The 17173-nt window shown below is 57.7% G+C and carries 25 protein-coding genes; 2 read left to right on the forward strand and 23 right to left on the reverse strand.

Going from position 1 to position 17173, the window contains the following annotated elements; translation table 11 throughout:
* Window positions 1–76: 76 nt before the first annotated feature.
* Window positions 77–820 carry an OmpW/AlkL family protein gene (locus tag ACVIYL_RS01250; RefSeq protein ID WP_456777523.1) on the forward strand — a complete coding sequence of 248 codons (744 nt, stop codon included), beginning with the start codon at window positions 77–79 and terminating at the stop codon, window positions 818–820.
* 550 nt (window positions 821–1370) lie between these two features.
* Here the strand turns inward: ACVIYL_RS01250 and ACVIYL_RS01255 are convergent.
* From ACVIYL_RS01255 to ACVIYL_RS01330, 16 genes are all read right to left on the reverse strand, one after another.
* Window positions 1371–1718, reverse strand: coding sequence for a (2Fe-2S) ferredoxin domain-containing protein (locus ACVIYL_RS01255; RefSeq protein WP_080667215.1), 348 nt, complete (start codon window positions 1716–1718; stop codon window positions 1371–1373).
* A 924-nt stretch (window positions 1719–2642) separates the two neighbouring features.
* Window positions 2643–3113: a Rieske (2Fe-2S) protein gene (locus ACVIYL_RS01260; protein WP_310885446.1), complete on the reverse strand. Its 471-nt coding sequence runs from the start codon at window positions 3111–3113 to the stop codon at window positions 2643–2645.
* Window positions 3110–3331: a hypothetical protein gene (locus ACVIYL_RS01265; protein WP_310879762.1), complete on the reverse strand. Its 222-nt coding sequence runs from the start codon at window positions 3329–3331 to the stop codon at window positions 3110–3112. The genes ACVIYL_RS01260 and ACVIYL_RS01265 overlap by 4 nt, the downstream gene beginning before the upstream one ends.
* Before the next feature lie 23 nt (window positions 3332–3354).
* Entirely contained in the window at window positions 3355–3579 is a 225-nt protein-coding gene (locus ACVIYL_RS01270; protein WP_456777524.1) for a hypothetical protein, read from the reverse strand.
* Entirely contained in the window at window positions 3580–4734 is a 1155-nt protein-coding gene (locus ACVIYL_RS01275) for a DegT/DnrJ/EryC1/StrS family aminotransferase (protein WP_456781755.1), read from the reverse strand.
* Window positions 4735–4778: 44 nt separating this feature from the next.
* Window positions 4779–5048, reverse strand: a complete 270-nt coding sequence (locus tag ACVIYL_RS01280) for a hypothetical protein (RefSeq protein ID WP_456781756.1) — start codon at window positions 5046–5048, stop codon at window positions 4779–4781.
* 33 nt (window positions 5049–5081) lie between these two features.
* The gene (locus ACVIYL_RS01285) at window positions 5082–5441 is read right to left on the reverse strand and encodes a DUF3024 domain-containing protein (RefSeq protein WP_310879760.1); all 360 of its coding nucleotides are present in this window, start codon (window positions 5439–5441) and stop codon (window positions 5082–5084) included.
* Between the two features lie 15 nt (window positions 5442–5456).
* Window positions 5457–5696, reverse strand: coding sequence for a nitrogen fixation protein NifZ (locus ACVIYL_RS01290; protein WP_310879759.1), 240 nt, complete (start codon window positions 5694–5696; stop codon window positions 5457–5459).
* On the reverse strand, window positions 5693–6013 hold the full coding sequence (locus ACVIYL_RS01295; protein ID WP_456777525.1) for a nitrogen fixation protein NifZ: 321 nt from the start codon (window positions 6011–6013) through the stop codon (window positions 5693–5695). The genes ACVIYL_RS01290 and ACVIYL_RS01295 overlap by 4 nt, the downstream gene beginning before the upstream one ends.
* Window positions 6006–6374, reverse strand: coding sequence for a hypothetical protein (locus ACVIYL_RS01300; protein WP_456777526.1), 369 nt, complete (start codon window positions 6372–6374; stop codon window positions 6006–6008). Before ACVIYL_RS01300 ends, ACVIYL_RS01295 begins: the two co-directional genes overlap by 8 nt.
* A gap of 158 nt (window positions 6375–6532) precedes the next feature.
* On the reverse strand, window positions 6533–6757 hold the full coding sequence (locus ACVIYL_RS01305) for a 4Fe-4S binding protein (RefSeq protein ID WP_310879756.1): 225 nt from the start codon (window positions 6755–6757) through the stop codon (window positions 6533–6535).
* A 9-nt stretch (window positions 6758–6766) separates the two neighbouring features.
* Entirely contained in the window at window positions 6767–8323 is a 1557-nt protein-coding gene (gene nifB / locus ACVIYL_RS01310; protein ID WP_456777527.1) for a nitrogenase cofactor biosynthesis protein NifB, read from the reverse strand.
* Between the two features lie 341 nt (window positions 8324–8664).
* A complete protein-coding gene (locus ACVIYL_RS01315; RefSeq protein ID WP_456777528.1) occupies window positions 8665–9528 on the reverse strand; it encodes an SIR2 family NAD-dependent protein deacylase in 864 nt (287 codons plus the stop codon).
* On the reverse strand, window positions 9525–9749 hold the full coding sequence (gene nifT / locus ACVIYL_RS01320) for a putative nitrogen fixation protein NifT (protein ID WP_456777529.1): 225 nt from the start codon (window positions 9747–9749) through the stop codon (window positions 9525–9527). The genes ACVIYL_RS01315 and nifT overlap by 4 nt, the downstream gene beginning before the upstream one ends.
* Window positions 9746–10960, reverse strand: a complete 1215-nt coding sequence (gene nifS, locus ACVIYL_RS01325; RefSeq protein ID WP_456777530.1) for a cysteine desulfurase NifS — start codon at window positions 10958–10960, stop codon at window positions 9746–9748. The genes nifT and nifS overlap by 4 nt, the downstream gene beginning before the upstream one ends.
* A gap of 290 nt (window positions 10961–11250) precedes the next feature.
* Entirely contained in the window at window positions 11251–11571 is a 321-nt protein-coding gene (locus tag ACVIYL_RS01330) for a HesB/IscA family protein (RefSeq protein WP_028336716.1), read from the reverse strand.
* Between the two features lie 272 nt (window positions 11572–11843).
* Between ACVIYL_RS01330 and ACVIYL_RS01335 the strand changes: the two genes are divergently transcribed.
* Window positions 11844–12434, forward strand: a complete 591-nt coding sequence (locus tag ACVIYL_RS01335) for a hypothetical protein (RefSeq protein ID WP_456777531.1) — start codon at window positions 11844–11846, stop codon at window positions 12432–12434.
* 10 nt (window positions 12435–12444) lie between these two features.
* On the opposite strand, the gene ACVIYL_RS01340 is transcribed toward ACVIYL_RS01335, so the two are convergent.
* The 7 genes from ACVIYL_RS01340 to nifN form a co-directional block, all read right to left on the reverse strand.
* On the reverse strand, window positions 12445–12840 hold the full coding sequence (locus tag ACVIYL_RS01340) for a Rieske (2Fe-2S) protein (protein ID WP_310885449.1): 396 nt from the start codon (window positions 12838–12840) through the stop codon (window positions 12445–12447).
* A gap of 318 nt (window positions 12841–13158) precedes the next feature.
* The gene (locus ACVIYL_RS01345; RefSeq protein WP_456777532.1) at window positions 13159–14022 is read right to left on the reverse strand and encodes a host specificity protein; all 864 of its coding nucleotides are present in this window, start codon (window positions 14020–14022) and stop codon (window positions 13159–13161) included.
* 359 nt (window positions 14023–14381) lie between these two features.
* Window positions 14382–14681, reverse strand: coding sequence for a ferredoxin III, nif-specific (fdxB, locus tag ACVIYL_RS01350; protein WP_310879748.1), 300 nt, complete (start codon window positions 14679–14681; stop codon window positions 14382–14384).
* A 13-nt stretch (window positions 14682–14694) separates the two neighbouring features.
* The gene (locus ACVIYL_RS01355; RefSeq protein ID WP_310879747.1) at window positions 14695–14895 is read right to left on the reverse strand and encodes a CCE_0567 family metalloprotein; all 201 of its coding nucleotides are present in this window, start codon (window positions 14893–14895) and stop codon (window positions 14695–14697) included.
* Window positions 14896–14903: 8 nt separating this feature from the next.
* Window positions 14904–15374, reverse strand: a complete 471-nt coding sequence (locus ACVIYL_RS01360) for a NifX-associated nitrogen fixation protein (protein WP_310879746.1) — start codon at window positions 15372–15374, stop codon at window positions 14904–14906.
* A 6-nt stretch (window positions 15375–15380) separates the two neighbouring features.
* The gene (gene nifX, locus ACVIYL_RS01365; RefSeq protein ID WP_456777533.1) at window positions 15381–15776 is read right to left on the reverse strand and encodes a nitrogen fixation protein NifX; all 396 of its coding nucleotides are present in this window, start codon (window positions 15774–15776) and stop codon (window positions 15381–15383) included.
* On the reverse strand, window positions 15773–17173 hold the full coding sequence (gene nifN / locus ACVIYL_RS01370; protein WP_456777534.1) for a nitrogenase iron-molybdenum cofactor biosynthesis protein NifN: 1401 nt from the start codon (window positions 17171–17173) through the stop codon (window positions 15773–15775). The genes nifX and nifN overlap by 4 nt, the downstream gene beginning before the upstream one ends.

Raw genomic sequence — 17173 nt, forward strand, 5'->3', positions numbered from 1 at the left:
TTTGATCAGCATCAAATCTTTCGCCGTCCTCCATGTGTGACAGAGATCTCGCGCGACTTTGCGCGCGAACTTTGGAATGGAGAATTCGATGAGGACAAAAACAATTCTGACGACGGCATCGCTGCTTGCGCTCACGTGTCCGTTGGCCAGCATCTCGGTACAGGCCGCGGACCTGGCGCGGGCCCCGATCTACTACAAAGCACCTCAAATCGAACCCTTCAATCCCTGGATGATCCGCCTGCGCGTGCTGGGCGTTTTGCCGGATACCGCAGGCAGCTCCGTCAATGTCGCCGGGGCGCCGCTGCTGTCCTCGCCCGCTTCCGGCCTATCGATCAGCGACCAAGCGGTACCGGAGCTCGATATCACCTATTTCTTCACAAACAACGTTGCCGCCGAACTCATTCTCGGCGTGACCCGCCATCACATCAGAGGCACCGGCACGCTAAATGGCCTGGATATCGGCAAAGCTTGGCTGTTGCCGCCAACACTGACCCTGCAATATCACTTCACCGATTTCGGCCCGTTCAAGCCCTACATCGGCGCGGGCATCAACTACACCGTATTCTTCAAGCAATCGGCAGCCAATACGTCGCTCGCCGGCCTTGCGGTGACGGATTTGCACATCGGCAACCAGTTCGGCGCTGCGGTCCAATTCGGCTTCGATTACATGCTTGACCGCCATTGGGGCCTCAACTTCGACGTGAAGAAGTTGTGGTTGCGGCCGGATTATACGGCGACCGTAAACAATGCGATCGCCGTCACCGGGCGCGCCAATATCGACCCATGGCTTGTCAGCGGCGGCGTCACTTACAAGTTCTGAAGCTAGACACACGCTTCAGTGAACTTTCGGACGCGCCGAATCGTCGGGTGCGTCTCCCCCCGCTGTAGTGCAGTCCAAAGGTGAGCGAGATGATGTGTAAAAGACACGTCGTCTCGCCGAAGGCCGGGAGCCATTCGCAGCATTGCACTCGCTGCGGACTACGAACGTGGCGGTAAGCTGTGGAACACAAACGGATCGAACCAATAGCGATTCAAATGATCCTGCTCGTGTTTATCGGCGATAGCAGAAGCGGCTGCTCGCTTATCAGAGCCTAGAATTCAAGCCGGCACGCTACCGTGTGAAAATGACCGCCTTGCGAGAACTTGAGCTCATGGCTCTTCGACTGCGATCATGAGCAAGACTCAATCGAGCCTCCCTCCAACCGAATGTTGCGGACAGGGCCATAGCGACGGGTCAGTCGTCCGCCGCTACGCACGTACTGGAAGCATGAGGGCACCGGTCATCGTCAACTGTTCCGAGATGCCAGCTATTGGCCGGATAGGCCAGCCACGTTTGATACCCCGGGACGAGCGGCGCTAAAGCGAGGTCTTTAGCTTCGCCTCAGCACCATCACAAGGCGGTCGACACGTTTGCCCTGCTTGAGATGGGATTCTACGATTTCATCAACGTCCTCAGGAGTGGTGGCGCGATACCAGACTCCGTCAGGATAGACAACCATCAAGGGACCGGAGTTACAAAAGCCAAGGCAGCCCGCCACCGTGAAACCGACATCGGTGAGGCCTTGGGCTTCAATTGCCTTACCCAACCGATCCCAGAGGGCCTGCGCCCCAGAAGCGCCGCAGCTGCCATGCGGATGATTCGGCGGACGCTGCGTGTGGCAGGCAAAGACGTGATGTCTATAAAGTTGAGGAAGCTCGAATTCAGTTTCTGCGTTCATGCGCCTATCCTGCAATCAATGGGCTCCGTCATCTGAAAAGGACAGGATCCGAGCGTATCCGCTCAAACAATCTGCTCTTCAGTCGAACGCCGCATCGACCAATTGATCCTACTAATTCCCACTCGAGCTTGCGAAAGCAGGCGAAATGAGCGGGCGACATAATGATGATTATCGCTGACAATCAGCGACAGATACTCGGCATCTAGAACAGAGTTTCACCCTCGCGATACTCTTCCTCCGTATCACTTTAACCATCAACCTCCTCAAGCAAGTTCCGCACCAGATGCGTGGCGCTCATTTCTGCAATCGATCTCATTTTCCACGCCGCCGCGACTGACAATTATGCCAAGGTTGCGACAATGTCGCCCACCGCTGTTTCGTGCATGACAAGTGTCGCATCGCGTTTGATGCTCCGCCGCTTCACCCTTTTGCATTTCGAGTTCGCACGCAAAATCGCCGGGCGACGCCCGCTTGCCCGTTCATGCATTCGACCTTGGCTGCCGCCATCGGCTGACTAGGGCGGCGGCACTCGCTAAGGGCATCGCATGAACGGAAGCTTGGCATTGCAATTGCTACGCCCGCTTCGGCGACCGTCCAAGAATCGCGACACAGGATCGTCATTCCTCCAGACCAAACGGTCCTGTCAGTCTGGGTCCCCCCATTTCACCCAGCCCAGACGATGCCCTCGGCCAACTTGTAACCGCCGAGGGCATTTCCTTCGCGAAGATATTGTATTGCTAGCGCCAAAGCACCTCGTTGGTGCCGCCCAAGATCGCGATTGCCCGGGATACGACGGGCCGCCTATTTGCCCCTGAGTTCAAAGGCATTGACGCGCGGCCGCGCCAGCACTCACAAGTACGATGACATTATTCGGTGGCAACGCGCCGGGGCAGCAACTTGAGCAACGGCCAAGTGATACGGCTGTTAATCGGGATGGATCGTTATATCCATGGTTTCGTCGCTGTCCTCAAACGCATTGGAAAACCGATCGTCCTCCAGCAGCTTGACGCCACAAAGGCAGACGTCACCTTCGATGACGGCGAGCGCGACCGGCTCAAGCGTTTGTCCATTGCACGGACCATCGATGCACAACCCAGTGTCGATCTCAAATCTCGCACCGTGCCGTCCGCATCTAAGAAACGAGCGATCGGAGGAGAAAAACTCGCCGGAACCGATATTGAGCCATACGCTATCATGCGGACAACGATTGACGTACCCTAGATATTCGTCGCCGAAAGTGCGAACCACAACAATTGGAAACGGCCGGCTCTCGCCGCTGTCGTCGACCCGCGACAAGATAAAGCCCCTCGCGTTACTCCGCTCGATGGCATCGGACGGACACACGGCGAACACCTCGATCTGATCGCCGATCGGGCCGATCATCCCTTTGCTCATCCGGGCCTCGCAGTTTCCTGCTTGAAGGCTTCGACCGCTGCCCGGGCCAGCCGAAAAGCGCCGCGGCCACGTGCGAGCGGCCGATAGGTCGATCCAGCGCGGGTGCTGAGAACATCAAACCATTGGGTCGGCGTGAGCTTCGCTGGGCGCTCGCTGATTTGGATCACCCTCCCGTTCGGAGCGAAGCGGACGTGAATGATGACTTGTTGCGAGTTCATAGCAATCCCCTATTTGGCGGACTTTAAAGACCCGAGCCGAAACTGAGAATCTCTATCGTAACGTGCTCGTTTTTCAGCAGCTTGGCGCGCCTCAAGCCGCAGCTTGGAGACCGCGCCTCGCTACCTGCAAGAAGGCCTTCTTCGCGCAGGGGCCTGTCCTCGGTCGCCTTGCTCATCTCGCCCGATGTCACAAAAGTCGCATCATTGCCACTCAATCCTCTTCCTGCCATGTGGTGGATGACGCGCATTCAGTAGATCGCTGCCCCTGCGCCCACGTTGATCGACGCATCTTTCATGGTCTCGACAATAAACTCGATCTTGTTGTTCGTGAGATGGGTGTGAAACGGCAGGACCAGAGCGCGATCGGCGATCTTTTCCGCAACCAGGAAATCGCCCCGTCGATAGCCGAGCTCAAAATAGTGGCGTTGCAAGTGCAGCGGCTGGCTATAGGCGGCGGATTCAATTTGAGCGGCGCGCAGATCATCGACGATGGCATCGCGGCCGGATCGCGTGAAGCGTGTCCCGAGATGGACGAGATAGAGCAACCAGTTCACATCGGTCACATGAGGACCAACATAAGGCGGCTTGATGCCCTCAAATGATTGCATATGCGCGTTGTAGAGTTGATCCACCAGCCGACGACGCTCCAGGATTTCATCGAGACGCTTGAGCTGCGCCAGCCCTAAGGCGGCCGTGAGATCGCTCATGCCGGCCTGGTATGGTGCTGCGGCACCGACGATCACGGAGGAGCGCTCGTCCAGGCAGTGGGCGCGATAGCGACGCAAGCCGACCGCGATCTCGATATCGTCCGTTACCACCATTGCGCCTTCGCCACAGCTTAGAGCCGAGGGCTGGGCAAAGTCGAACACCGCCAGATCGCCAAACCGGCCGACGAGTTCGCCCTTGTAGCGCGATCCGACTGCTTCGGTGGAATCCTCCAAAAGCGCCAGATGATGGCGCTGCGCGATCGCCCGCAGTTCAGACCACGGCGCGGGGTGACCATTGGGATTGCCGGCGACAATCGCCCGCGTGTTGGCCGTAATGCGCTCTTCGGCTTTCTCTGGGACCAAGGTTCCCGACCAATAGTCAATGTCAGCTAATACCGCCCGTGCGCCCGCAAGACCGATCGCATGGACCGTCTCGCGAAAGGAATAGGGCGAGGCGATAACCTCCTGCCCTGGCCCGATGCCGAGCGACTTGAGCGCCAGCAGGAGCCCGATGGTGCCGCTCGAGACCGCAACGGCATATTCGCGGCCAAGATAGGCTGCAAAACCGCGCTCGAACGCCTCAGTGACCCGCCCATTGGAGATCTGCGGCGAGCACAGAACCGTTTCCACGGCGGAGAGCTCCGCGAAGCTGATATCAGGATCAGACAGTGGAATGAAGGATGTATTTGTCTCCATCCTGTCCGCGCCTTCAAGCCGATGGTCTGCGAATTCAATGCCACTCACCGGGCAACATTCCTTTTTGCCAATACGATGCCGGTTGCCCGCGCCGGATCCGTTGTAATCTGCACGCAGTGATCCGACCCATCGAGCAAATGCAGGTCAAAGCGAGGAAACTGCCGGAATGGCCTATCCGTCACATCCGACGCATCGCAGCGCACGCACGCAAGCCGCGGAAAGCGGCGCCGCAGCTCGACAAAGGGGCCTGTGTCAGGGACATCAGCCGCAAGTAGCCGTTCGACTTCGATCAGTTCCTCCGCAGTGAGCGCCATCATGGCCCCTCTATCACTCGCCAAAGGCGGTTGTCATTGCCAGAACAGATGCTCCGGATCTGCGTTCAATTCATCGATTGCTGAAGTCAATCGGTGGTAAAGACTGTAAAACTCCCAGATCCCTCGCGCGTGATCCTTGCAAAACAGCTTCCAGATTCCACTCACCGCATCATAAAGAACTAGCGCGACATCAACGAGACCGCCATCCTTGTCGATATTGCGCGAGCAACAGGGACTCTCGACCAGATAGCCCCCCCTCACCGGCGTCACGTTCGGCGAGACGTAGAGATAGCGCTTGCGCGAGCTCAAGCCGCGCTCGATCCGCTTGCGATCGACCTCGTTTGGGTGAGGGACCAGCCCGGTCTTTACCTTCCTCATCAGCGCGGCAGTCATCGCGAAAGCTCCCCTTCAGAGCACCGAGATTTCTTCTTCGAGACAGCCAATGAGCAGCTGCTCACCAAAATCGACAGTATAGATCGGCACGTCCGCTTCGGTATGGATAGCGACCCCGACGATATCGCCGGTTGCTCCGGCGCCGAGAACGAGCCCCTCCGGTTCCGTATTGGGAAAAGAACCATCGTTGATGAGATCGACCACGGCTTTAACGCGCTGGCCCCGCCGATACTTCGGAAAACGGACCTCAGTCATGACGCAACCTCTTCCGGCAATGGCAAATCATCGCTCTCCTCGCCCACGTCCACCGGCTCGAGCTCCTTGCGCTTCATGCCAACGCGATAGCCGCTTTCCAAAAACTGGACGCCGTAGATGTAGAATTGCTGCAGGAACGTGCCGATCGAAACGACGTAACCCTCGTCGCCCTTCTTGACCAAAATCTCGCCAATCTCCTTGCCGCGATAGGTGCCATCATTGCGGATGGTGCGATTGGCTCGCACCTTCTCGCTAAAGCTGAAGACAGGCGGCCCGCTGAGCTCGATCACGTCGCTGTCGCGGACGATTTTATTCATGCAGCTCTCCCTCAAACGCTGCCATACCCGCGCGAGCGAGGTCCTGCATCGATTTGTCCTCATCCTCGAAGACGTTTGGCGATCCACCAGCGGCAATGCAGCGCGCCATTTCATGGCGGACGTGCCGGTCAGGATCGCGCTGTGGAGCAGTTTGCGCCTTCGGCAGCAACCGTTGTGTGTTTTCGAACCGCACGGAGGCGTCCGGGTCGATCGCTATGGCTAGCGGCCACTCATTTTGGACATCGCGTGCCACAATGTGGCGGAACTCGACCTCCTCATCGCTCATCAATCGGTCGAACGGCTGCGGCGTGATGCGGCGCGCGACGGCACGATTAACTTCATCCTCCTGGCCGGGCGGCATCGGCGTCACTCCCTCGCATCAAACGAAGATCCGGGCCGGACGAGGCTGCGATGGGACCCGTTTCGCAACCGCAGGAGCAAGCACATGAGCCGCATTCCTGGACACGGTTTCGTCCACATCATCGAGCAGCGGCGGCAATCCGTTCATGGAGCTCACCTTTAGGCCGACGCCTGGTAGCGCGGCAAGGACCTGTCAACGACACAAGTATTGTCGACCGGACAGACGGCGACACATTGCGGCTCGTCGAAATAACCTATGCATTCGGTGCATTTTGCTGGTTCAATCACGAAGCTCCCCGCCTTCTCCGAGATTGCAACGTTCGGGCATAAGGGTTCGCAGGCTGAGCAACTCGTACACTGCGAGGCGATGATCTTGAATGGCACATGACCTCCCTACGCCGCAGAGATCAGGGCTCTCTGCCGAATCGACGCGTCGCCGCGCTTCGCGTGCTGAATCTCACCGCTTTTCACCTTGTCGAGATAGCACCGGAACCAGGCGACCGCCGACTTCTCGATGAACTCATGCGCGTATTGATCGATCGGCTCGATTCCAGCCTTGATCAGATTGCTTTTCGGGCAACCGCCGATTTTGGCCACAAACACCGCATGGCAGTCATGGATGCTTCGGATGATGGTCGAAAGCCTATCCTCCTCGCCATAATCGCCCTGGCAGTAGGCGTCCACCCGGCGGTGGCCGACGAATTTTGTGCCCGAAGTGGAAAGTTCGTAGATTTGGAATTCCTTCGCATGTCCAAAGTGCTCGTTGATTAGCCCCGAGCCTTTGGTTACGACTGCCACCAGAAGCGAGATCTCACTCGCTTCCTCAGCCAATTTCCCGAGCTCGGCTTTGCTGGCCGCGGCCTTGGCGGCACGCTCATCCTCTAGGCGGTCTTGATAAGCCTTGCGCATCTCGAGATCATATTCGACGTCCATCTTCATGACCTGATCGGTGGTAAACTCTGCGCTGCGATCCTCTCCGAGCAGACCCACAGCATCGGCCCGGCACTGACGGCAGTGCCGCATCATATTTATCTCCCCTTCACAAGAATCTTGCAGCGCCTTCAATTCCCGCGCTGTCGGCCCGCGCTGACCGTTGAGGCCAAATACTGTGCCGTACTCGGGTGCTGAGATCAGCGGCATGATATTGTGGAGGAAGGCGCCGCGTGACTTCACCGCCTGGTTGACTTCGACCAGGTGATGGTCGTTGATATGCGGGATCATCACAGAGTTGACCTTGCACAAGATTCCCCGTTCGCTAAGCATCTCCAAGCCTAGCAGCTGGCGATCAGTGAGTATCCTTGCCGCGTCGATTCCGGTGTAGCGCCTGTGGTTGAAGAAAATCCAGGGATAGATCTTGGCGCCGATTTCGGGATCGATCATGTTGATGGTGATCGTGACATGGTCAATCTTGGATTTGGCGATGACGTCAACGTAATCTGGCAGACTCAGCCCATTGGTTGACAGACACAGCTTAATGTCCGGAGCCGCTTTGGCGACGAGTTCGAACGTCTTGAACGTCTTTTCTGGATTGGCCAGCGGATCGCCGGGACCGGCGATGCCGAGCACGCTCATCTGAGGAATAGTGGCGGCTACCACAAGCACTTTCTTTACCGCCTGCTCGGGCGTGAGCTTCTCGCTCACCACGCCCGGGCGTGATTCGTTGGCGCAGTCGTATTTGCGGTTGCAGTAATTGCACTGGATGTTGCAGGCTGGCGCCACCGCGACGTGCATGCGGGCGTAATGATGATGCGCCTCTTCGCTGTAGCAGGGATGGTTCTTCACCTTTTTCCAGGTCTCGGTCGGCAGATCGCCTTGCCCCGCCCGCGAGCCGCAGCTCGCTTGGCCGATGTTGGACGAGGTACGGCAGCCCTTATGCTCGGCGGTCGGCTGCACCATCTTGCCGGCATCTACCGCAGCTTTGGCATATTCGCGCCCGACGACCGCGTTCATTTTCCACTTCTCCCTGCAGGCAATCATCGGCTTCTCAGGATCAGCCCGAGCGCCTCAAGAAGAGCAGTAGCAACTCACATGCCATCGCGGAGACGCTGACATTGCAGCCATGCGCCAAAGAGTTAGCGGGAACATTGACGCCAACGCATACGGGGAAAACGATCATGCGCATGCAGGAAACCTGACAAGTACGTCGTGTTTCTGCCGCCGAGCTCCACGGCCGCGTGCATTCATTTACCCGCCAGGCTCGCGCGCCCGGCTCCCATCTCTATTGGCTTTGATGCGATGCGGCCTCTCACAACAGGCCAATGCGAGCTGGGCGATCCGGCTTCGCAACGCCGCTAACGGGTGAGCAGTATCTCGACCGCGCGAGGCAGTGCAACCGCAAGCGGTGTCAAGCCTTGCTCACGTAGAAAACGGAGCTCATTGCGTGAAAGTGAATCCACGTCAATGATCGCATAGTGCGTGTTGGCCGAACGTTTGATGATTTGCCGGGCATAGCTACGCAACAGTTGATCGTTAAAGCGACAACCGAGAAAGAGAAAGCTCTGTCCGATCCGCCTTTGCTTGATGATGTCCGGAATAGGTGTCTGGATGTCGATTTCGGTCAGCACCTCGACATAATCGGAGTCGGAAATCAGGAAGTTCTTTGCCGGCTGCACGCTGCCGTGCGGCTTGTACAACACCGTCGCCCAGCCGTCCGCTACGATACTGTCGACCTCCTGGCCAGCCGGGTCATAAAAGCGATACCAGCGATTCTCGCCAATGCCGGCGCGGGTGGTACCCTGCACTTCGCCCCATCCATCGTGCTTGTCCAGCGCCGCGCGCATCGACCCATCATACCAAGTGTCAACTATGATTGGCAGTGACAGAGACGCAAGATGATGGTGCAACGGGATCGGCGCGACCGGCCGAGCGAAGGCGTGCGCCATCAATGCCGTCACGGTGGAGCGATGTTTGCTGATCTCGATGTGCTGCGCCGCGGCCCATACGTTACCCTTGGCCCGCCGCGGCAGCGCAACCTTGCTGCCGAAGAAATCAGATAACGCCTCGGGTGTCGTCGGCACGTCGGGTCTCGACAGTTCGGCGAGGCCGGGACCGAGATAGGGAACAACGCTCGCAGCCCTCAGTCCGGCAGCGAGGTCCGCGAGAATGGCCTTAGCATCGGTCGCGTGGACAAAATCGATTTGCTGGGTCGCCTTCACGGATCGTCACCGTTTTCGCCCCGTTTTTTGGCGTTGATTGTCACCGGCAAGCGCGTATCGCTCGCCATCTCCGGCAAATCGAGCACCCAGCCATTAGCTATTTTGATCCAGCCGCCCCATAGCGTTTCGTGCTCGGATTCCACGATCGGCTCTTCGAGATCCTTTTTCGGCACGTAGATCGACAGGCCCACGTCCGGGGAGCGGCGGATCATGATCTTCACGAACTCAACTCCCCCGACTGCGTAGCATGGTTGGCCAGACTGGCAGACTCCCGCAAGTTGGCGCGGAGGCGAGCCACGATGTCGGACAGTACGCATACGACCTCATCGACCTCCGCAACAGAGGTTTCACGCGACAGGGAAAAACGCACCGCGCCGCGCATGCTCCGCGATGGCACCTGCATGGCACGCAGAACATGCGACGGCTCCATTGAGCCGGAGTTGCAAGCTGATCCCAGCGACACGGCAATGCCCGCACGATTGAGATGATGGACGATAGCTTCGCCATCGAGATCATCGAAGGCGATATTGGCCGTGTTCGGTAGCCGGTTGCTGGCACCGCCGAGCACCGCGCACTCGCCATTGTGCAAAATCCCCTGCTCCAGGCGGTCGCGCAACGCACCAATGCGAACACGCTCCGGCTCGAGCCGCTCGACCGCCAACTCCGCAGCTTTTCCAAGGCCGACGATGCCGGGGATATTCTCAGTTCCGCCGCGGCGCCGACGTTCCTGCGATCCGCCCCAGATCAGCGGGCGGAATTTTGTCCCTTTGCGCAGATAGAGCGCGCCGATCCCTTTCGGGCCATGCAGCTTATGCGCTGAAAGCGACAGCATGTCGACCGCACTATCCTTTAGGTCAACACGTATCTTACCTATGGCCTGGACCGCATCTGTGTGAAACAGCGCGCCTGCCTCACGGGTCAACCCGGCTAGAAACTCCACCGGAAAAATAGTACCGGTCTCGTTGTTAGCCCACATGATCGAGACGATCGCTGTGCGTGGACCGAGCGCGCAGCGAAACGCCTCGACGTCGAGCCGGCCGCGGGAATCTACGGGTACGATATGCGTCTTGACGCCTTTCGTCGACAATTGCTCGACCAGCGAAAGGATGGCGGAGTGCTCAACCGAGGTGGTGACGATCTCGTCGCGGTCCTCCTGGGTCGCAAGCGCCGAGAGGATGGCGGCGTTATTCGCCTCGGTCCCACCTGAGGTAAAAACGATCTCATGATCGTGGGCATTCCCCAACAGATCCTGCAAGCTACGGCGCGCCTGCTTCATCGCAATCGCGACCTCGCCGCCAAAGGCATGGCTGGATGACGCATTGCCGAATTGCTCGATGAAGAAGGGCAACATGGCTTGCACGACGGATGGATCGGTCCGCGTCGTCGCATTGTTATCGAGATAAATCGCCACTTGCCCCTCGCTCAATCTCATGCCTTGGCTGCGGCAGCAACCGGGATGACAGACGAATTCGCCTAGCCTATCGGCAAGCCACGCTTGAATGCTTTCCAGCGACCCGCTCGGAAGCTTGCAGAACGCGCAGGCACCAGGCTGACGGTGATCCGCTGCCATCGAGCCGAATCAGCCGACTGTAGCCGCCGCGTTGCAAAATGGATCGGATAACCTCGATTACGGCGCGAATACGCAGTTCTCGGCCGTTCGCGGCTGTCCGCAATTGCCTCAGTTGCTCTGATTCAGGCAGCATGCTTGACGTCTCTTCCAGACTAGCTGAACGATTTTCCGCAGGAGCAACTTGAGGCGGCGTTCGGGTTATGAAAGGTGAAGCCCGGGCTCTCCAGCGCCATCGCGAAATCGATGGTTGTACCGACCAGATGCTCATGGCTCTTGCTGTCGACAAACACCTTCAGGCCACCGCACTCGATCACCTTGTCGTCGGGCTTCGGTTCCTCGGCCAGACCCATCCTGTATTTGAACCCGTTGCAGCCACCTGCTTCGACCATAATGCGCAGGCCACTTGCCGGCTGCGTCGATGATGATATCGCGCTCTTGACCGCATTCACCGCGCTATCCGTCAGGTTGATCATGACTTATCCTTCATCTGCAAAGGGCTGCCTGCCAATGGCAAGTCATGTGCCAGCATGCAGACGTTTGATGATGTTCACCTTTTCGGGTCGTGCCTGTTGGCTTTGGAACTCGTGTCGAATTTCCGACAAGCCGGCTTGATGCGGTCGGAGCCATTTGCGTCCCTTCCTTGCAAGCAACGCCAAAGACCGCTGCGCACGGGCGGCAAGCAATTTGCATTGCGTCTCGCACCGGCCAGCGCGTCGGTTAAACGCTTAGATTGAGGACGATTTTAATGACTGCAATCGAGAACACCGCACTCGGTAGACTTGAGAAGGAGGGCCGCCTGCTCAATGCCGTATTCAAAGGCGGGACCATTAAGCCCGGCCGGTTCGGCTTTCGCGGCGACGTCGCACTGAAATTCCAGGCCCAAGTCGCGGACGAGAAACGGCCGCCGGACTATTCGATCGAGCAGGTTTTGACGATCGCGCAGGACGGAGAGCAAACCATTCCGGTGCTGGCCGGCTATCTGCATTCCTTCGCGTATCTTGCCGACGTTGCAGGCGTGCTGGACGGCGCGCTAAGCCGCGACGGCAGCTACTTCATGTTCTGCAACAATATAGATCTGCTGGCGAAATACCGAGTCGAGCTTGGCAATGCTACGTTCCACGTCCTCCCGTGCGATGAGTCCACAGTTTGGAAGGAGATGATGGACCTGGTCGGGATCAACAAGGACGACATCAAGAAGCTCGATTCAGGTGGCAAGCTTGATTACCTGCTCGATGGAGCAAGGAATCTCGATCTGTCCTATGACGAGATCTCGTACGAAGATGGCCTGAAGAGGATGGAACCCGTCAAGAATCGCAACGAAAATCGACCGGTCTGAGCGCAACGGTTCATTCGTTGGAGGGCGCATCGCCTTCGACAAGACGGACGCCGACGGCGCAGATATCGCCGTCCAGCACTGTCAACGCGATCGGCGTCAGCGCTCTCCCCTTACATGGACCGTCGACGCACCGCCCGGTGCCGAGTTCGAAGGTCGATCCGTGTTTGCCGCACATCAGCCGGACACCGCATGGATCGAGGAATTCGTTTCGTTCCCAATCTAGATTGACGCTGTCGTGCGGGCATTTGTTGATATAGCCAAACACTTTCTTGCCCCATCGGATCACAACGATGGACCACGGCCGTTGATTGCCCTCGTCATCGATGACCATAAGATGGAATCCCATGGCCCGGCGGCTTGGAATATCTTTAAGGCTGCAAATCGCGTAGATGACATCTGACTGCATTCATTGCTCTGTCAACTAACCAACTGCACCAAAAATTTGGCAACGCGGACCTGCAGGCGCGGACACCGGAGTTCTTGTCAAGAGATGTGCCGGCCTTTTCTCGCCAGCTGGAGCGACATTGTAAACTCAACCCGTCGCACGCTGCGATCGTCCATCAAGAGTTGACGGCCAGCGTCTTCAGCCGTTTTGATCTCTAGTCTAGGTGGCAAAGGGGCGCACGCTGCAGGCGTGCGCCCCTTAGGCGGAGACTATTGCGCCGGCGCGTGCAGTCAGGAAAAGCCGGTCATCTTCCGCGCGGGTGTCGAGATCGCGCCTGCTTTACCCCATGCTCAGTCCTTGAAGGTAGCGCTCCAGGTAGAATGATGGATCATCGTCGGAAGAAGCATTTGATTCGATGCTGGTTTCAGCATCGGAATTATTGTCCGCTCCTTGTACTTCGTCCTCTACTACTTTGGAAAGATACTTCGTAGGCCTGTCTACTCGCTGCCACTGGTTGTTCTCGTTCTTTGTCCACACTTCGGGATGCCGATTAGGATCAAGCACCCAGTCATTATCACCCACGTGAACAAAGCCCATTTCCCCTAGGCGGCGTTCCATGCCGTCCAAGGCAGGACGTGACAGGACCAACGGATTAGCGCCGTCGATTCGCAGTTGATGTTCCAGCAGAATATCGCCCGCGTTCTCGACCAGCGGATGAGTCACCCGAAGGTCCACCACAGACGTGATATCGTCGCGCCCAAACTGCTGGCGAAGACGTTCTTCATTGATCTCAACCGGGCCGCTTCCTACTCTTAGAAGGCCAACACTTTCATCACCCAGTTGATAGCTGTAAAATTTCGCCTCTATGTTCGGATCATCGTATTTACTGGAATAGCCTCCAGCGACCATTGCTGCGCGCTCAGCTTTATTGGATACGAAACGCGAGTATTCTTGTGGGTTACTAACGATGTCCCTGATGTCGCCACCCAAATATCTCCTCACTCCTTCCATGAAGGTAGATCGGTCTTCGATCTCTATAATGGGCGGATCGGAATCGTTAGAATACGGCGCCGACGACGATCCACCTGACTCGATGCCCGCAACTGTTTCCGCAAAGCGGGGGCTATCACCAGCCTCTCCCGATTCATCAGCTTGGCTAGCGCGTGTGGACTGGCTGGATGAGCCGACGATTCTGCCATACATCAGATCGCTTTCCTATCGGCAAAATTGCACCTGTTGAGCTCGTGCCGCGCGAGCTCGCGGACGAGAATATGTAACTTAGCTGACTACAAGCTGACCCATAGGAGCAGAGCATCTGTCCGAAGTCCCACACGACGAGCAGTCATCCGCGCGACCGGCAAACAACCGCCAGTCATCAAGCCGCAATCTATAGGCAGGCATTGCATGATCCCCTCGACGGTCGATCCCTCAAGGACTGGCCGCTTACGGCATAGGTCTACACCACCATCTCTTCGTCATTGAGACAACAGCAGGTTGGAATGCTTAATGCGACTATTCCCTTGCATATATCGCGCCAGCCGCGAGGGGGACCTTGCCGTCACTCAGGCAGCTTCTGCTGTGGCTAAAACGTGTGTCTGGCAATTCGTCGGGCAAACCCTGCCGCAGGCACCGCATCCGATGCAAGCGCCCTGATCACTCAGAACCATGACCTTCTTTTCGATCTCATCGTCCTCGTCGTCGTCGAGATCGACGAGTTCGTCCTCCTCGTTGATTCCTTTCAACGTCATGACGTCTCGACCGCACACCTTGAAGCAACGGCCACAGCCAATGCACTTCTTGGCATCGATCGAGATCAGGTAATCCGGCGTCCAGTCGCGGCCATCGCGCGTTGCAAATGACATGCTTCGAAACCCTTCACGTTTTTTCTAGCGATCTCAAATCATGGCTCTTGCGTTCAAGTTCGGCATAGGCATCGTGCGCCTCCTGCGCTACCACCATGATCGAAGTCCAGTTGATGGGAAGTTCTTCTGAAAGGTCGTGCAGATCCATTTTGGCTTGCAGCGCTTTGGCTGACAACTTCTTTAGTTCTGCCTTCAGTGTTTCACGATCGCTCATGAGTGCCCTCAATAGTTCGCAACGTCCGGAAACTTCCGAATCAAGTCGATTCCGCCCCTGACATATTTGTCGCCCTCCTCTGCGAGTTTTGCGAGATTATCGAAGCCGAAGCGATGCACATCGCGCAGCTGCTTGTTCACTGCGATCAACCGACCTCCGATCAGCACCATGCGGCCAAAGCCTTCATGATGCATCTTCAGCATCGGCTGGATCATCACGCCCGTCGCCTTCTCGATTGAGAGTGCGACCGCATTGAAGAACAGCTCCAGCCGCCACAGGGTATCGGGATCAGGATCGCCGACAATCGGTAGTGCACGCCGTTTCTCCTTGTCCAAGATATAAGGTTCGAGCAGGTCGAAATCGCTCTTGGCCTCCCAGGCTCCGTTGGTATCTTGAGCGCGCCATATCTTGACTAGCTCCTTGAGGAAGGGCCCATCGAGGGTGCCGCCCTGCCGCTCTTTTTCTGCTGCCTCGGTCATTTCACCTCATCCGTCGAACTCGAATGTGCGCCGTTGGTCCTTCGCCAAGGCCTTGCGGAGCCAAGGCGGCGGCGTGCCCTTCAGGACGTGCTCGAGCTTTTCGAGCAGCACAAGGATATTTTCTGGCTTGCTTACCTTGATGGGATGGATGTTGTTGGCGACCACCCGCGCAGCGCCTGCACCGCCGATGGCCGCAACGTACAAGATTGCGCAATCCTTGATCGCTTCGATCTTCGGAGCCAACTTGTCATCGTTGCCGTCTTCCTCGAGATCTCCCTCGAACTCAACCGCTTTGAGAAACACGTGTCCGTTTGGCGCGACATCGTAGATGGCGATATTCTTTGCCCAACCAAAATGGGCATCGACGCGTCTTAGGTCTTGTGTTGCGAATGCGACTTTCATGCGATCGCCCTCTCAGCTGCACTGCAATGGCCCGACATTAGTGGCAGCGCGGCCGATGCGCGCCATTTATCGGGCGTCGGCTGATGGTTTTCCTCGCGGTCCGCGATCACAAGATTGGCGATATCGAAGATCAGATCGCGCGTGCCACGATAACCGATGGATAGTTGGTGCCCCGCGCCAAGCCGATCGAACATCGGAAAGCCGGCTCGATAGAACGGAATTTTCAGCCGAGCCGCCGCTTGCCTGCCATGCGAATGCGTGATCAGCAGGTCGCAATGCTTGGTTCTGGCAACCTCTTCCAGATCCTCGAGATCGCCAATCAGCACCTCCTCCGTCTTGATGCGCTCGATCACCGCCGACTGCGTGGTCGTCACGGCCGCAGTCACCTGCGCTCCCATGTCGTGCAGCATACTGGAGAGGTCGAATAGGAGATCTGGCTCGGCCGCGATCGCAACTCTACGACCGCCAATCTGGAAGTGCGCGTCCAGCATTGCATCGGCAAGCTGACCGCGCAGGCGCCGATATTTCGGTGGCACGGGGCGGCCGCTGATCTCGCTCAGAAACGTCATGAAGTCGTCGTTCGGACCGAGACCGCACAGCCGTTCGAACAGGCGAAATGGCACGCCGGTCTTGGCCTGCATGAGCTCTGCTGCTCGCCGCATCTGCGCGCCGACTGCAATGGTCCACCCGGCGCGGCCCATGCTCGCAATCTCGTCGACGCCGATGCCGCCGATGGTCGTTGCCGTAAACTCGTCGGGGATATGCCCATCGAGCGACCCCGCCAGATCAGGCAAGAAGGACGGCCGCAACCCAAAATCCTCAAGGATGGCGCGGAGTTCATCGAGATCACCCGGCGTGAGGTGACATCCTGGAAGAACATTCACCCTCGATGGATCGCGCAGGCCATCGACATTTGGCCCTTCCACCAGCAACTCCACGGTGCGCGCCACAGCCTTCTCCCAGCCGTCCTGGAATGCTCCCTTGAAATCAGGCGTCGAGACATAGACCAGCGGCAATTTCGCAAGTTGCGGATGCTTATCCTTGATCAACTTGAGGTAGGCATCCACATCGTCTCCATTGGTCTCGGTGACGCCGGTTGAGCAGATTCCGATGATCTTTGGCTTAGTACGGTTGTAGATATTGAGTATCGCTTGCTCGAGATTTTCATAGCCGCCGAGCACGGTCGCAACCTCGCTCATTGCGGTGGTCTGCAGAGGTACAGCCTCCTTGAAATGCCGCACAAAGAGCGTGAGCCCGAAGGACGTGCAACCTTGTGAGCCGTGCAGAAGCGGCATCGCTCCACATATGCCCATGAAGGCAAATGCGCCGCCGATCGGCTGGCTCATCTTCAACGGGTTAACGGCGCATGCTTTTGTCGGCATCGTGGCGATGGCCAT

This window comes from Bradyrhizobium sp. USDA 3315, from assembly GCF_054056795.1.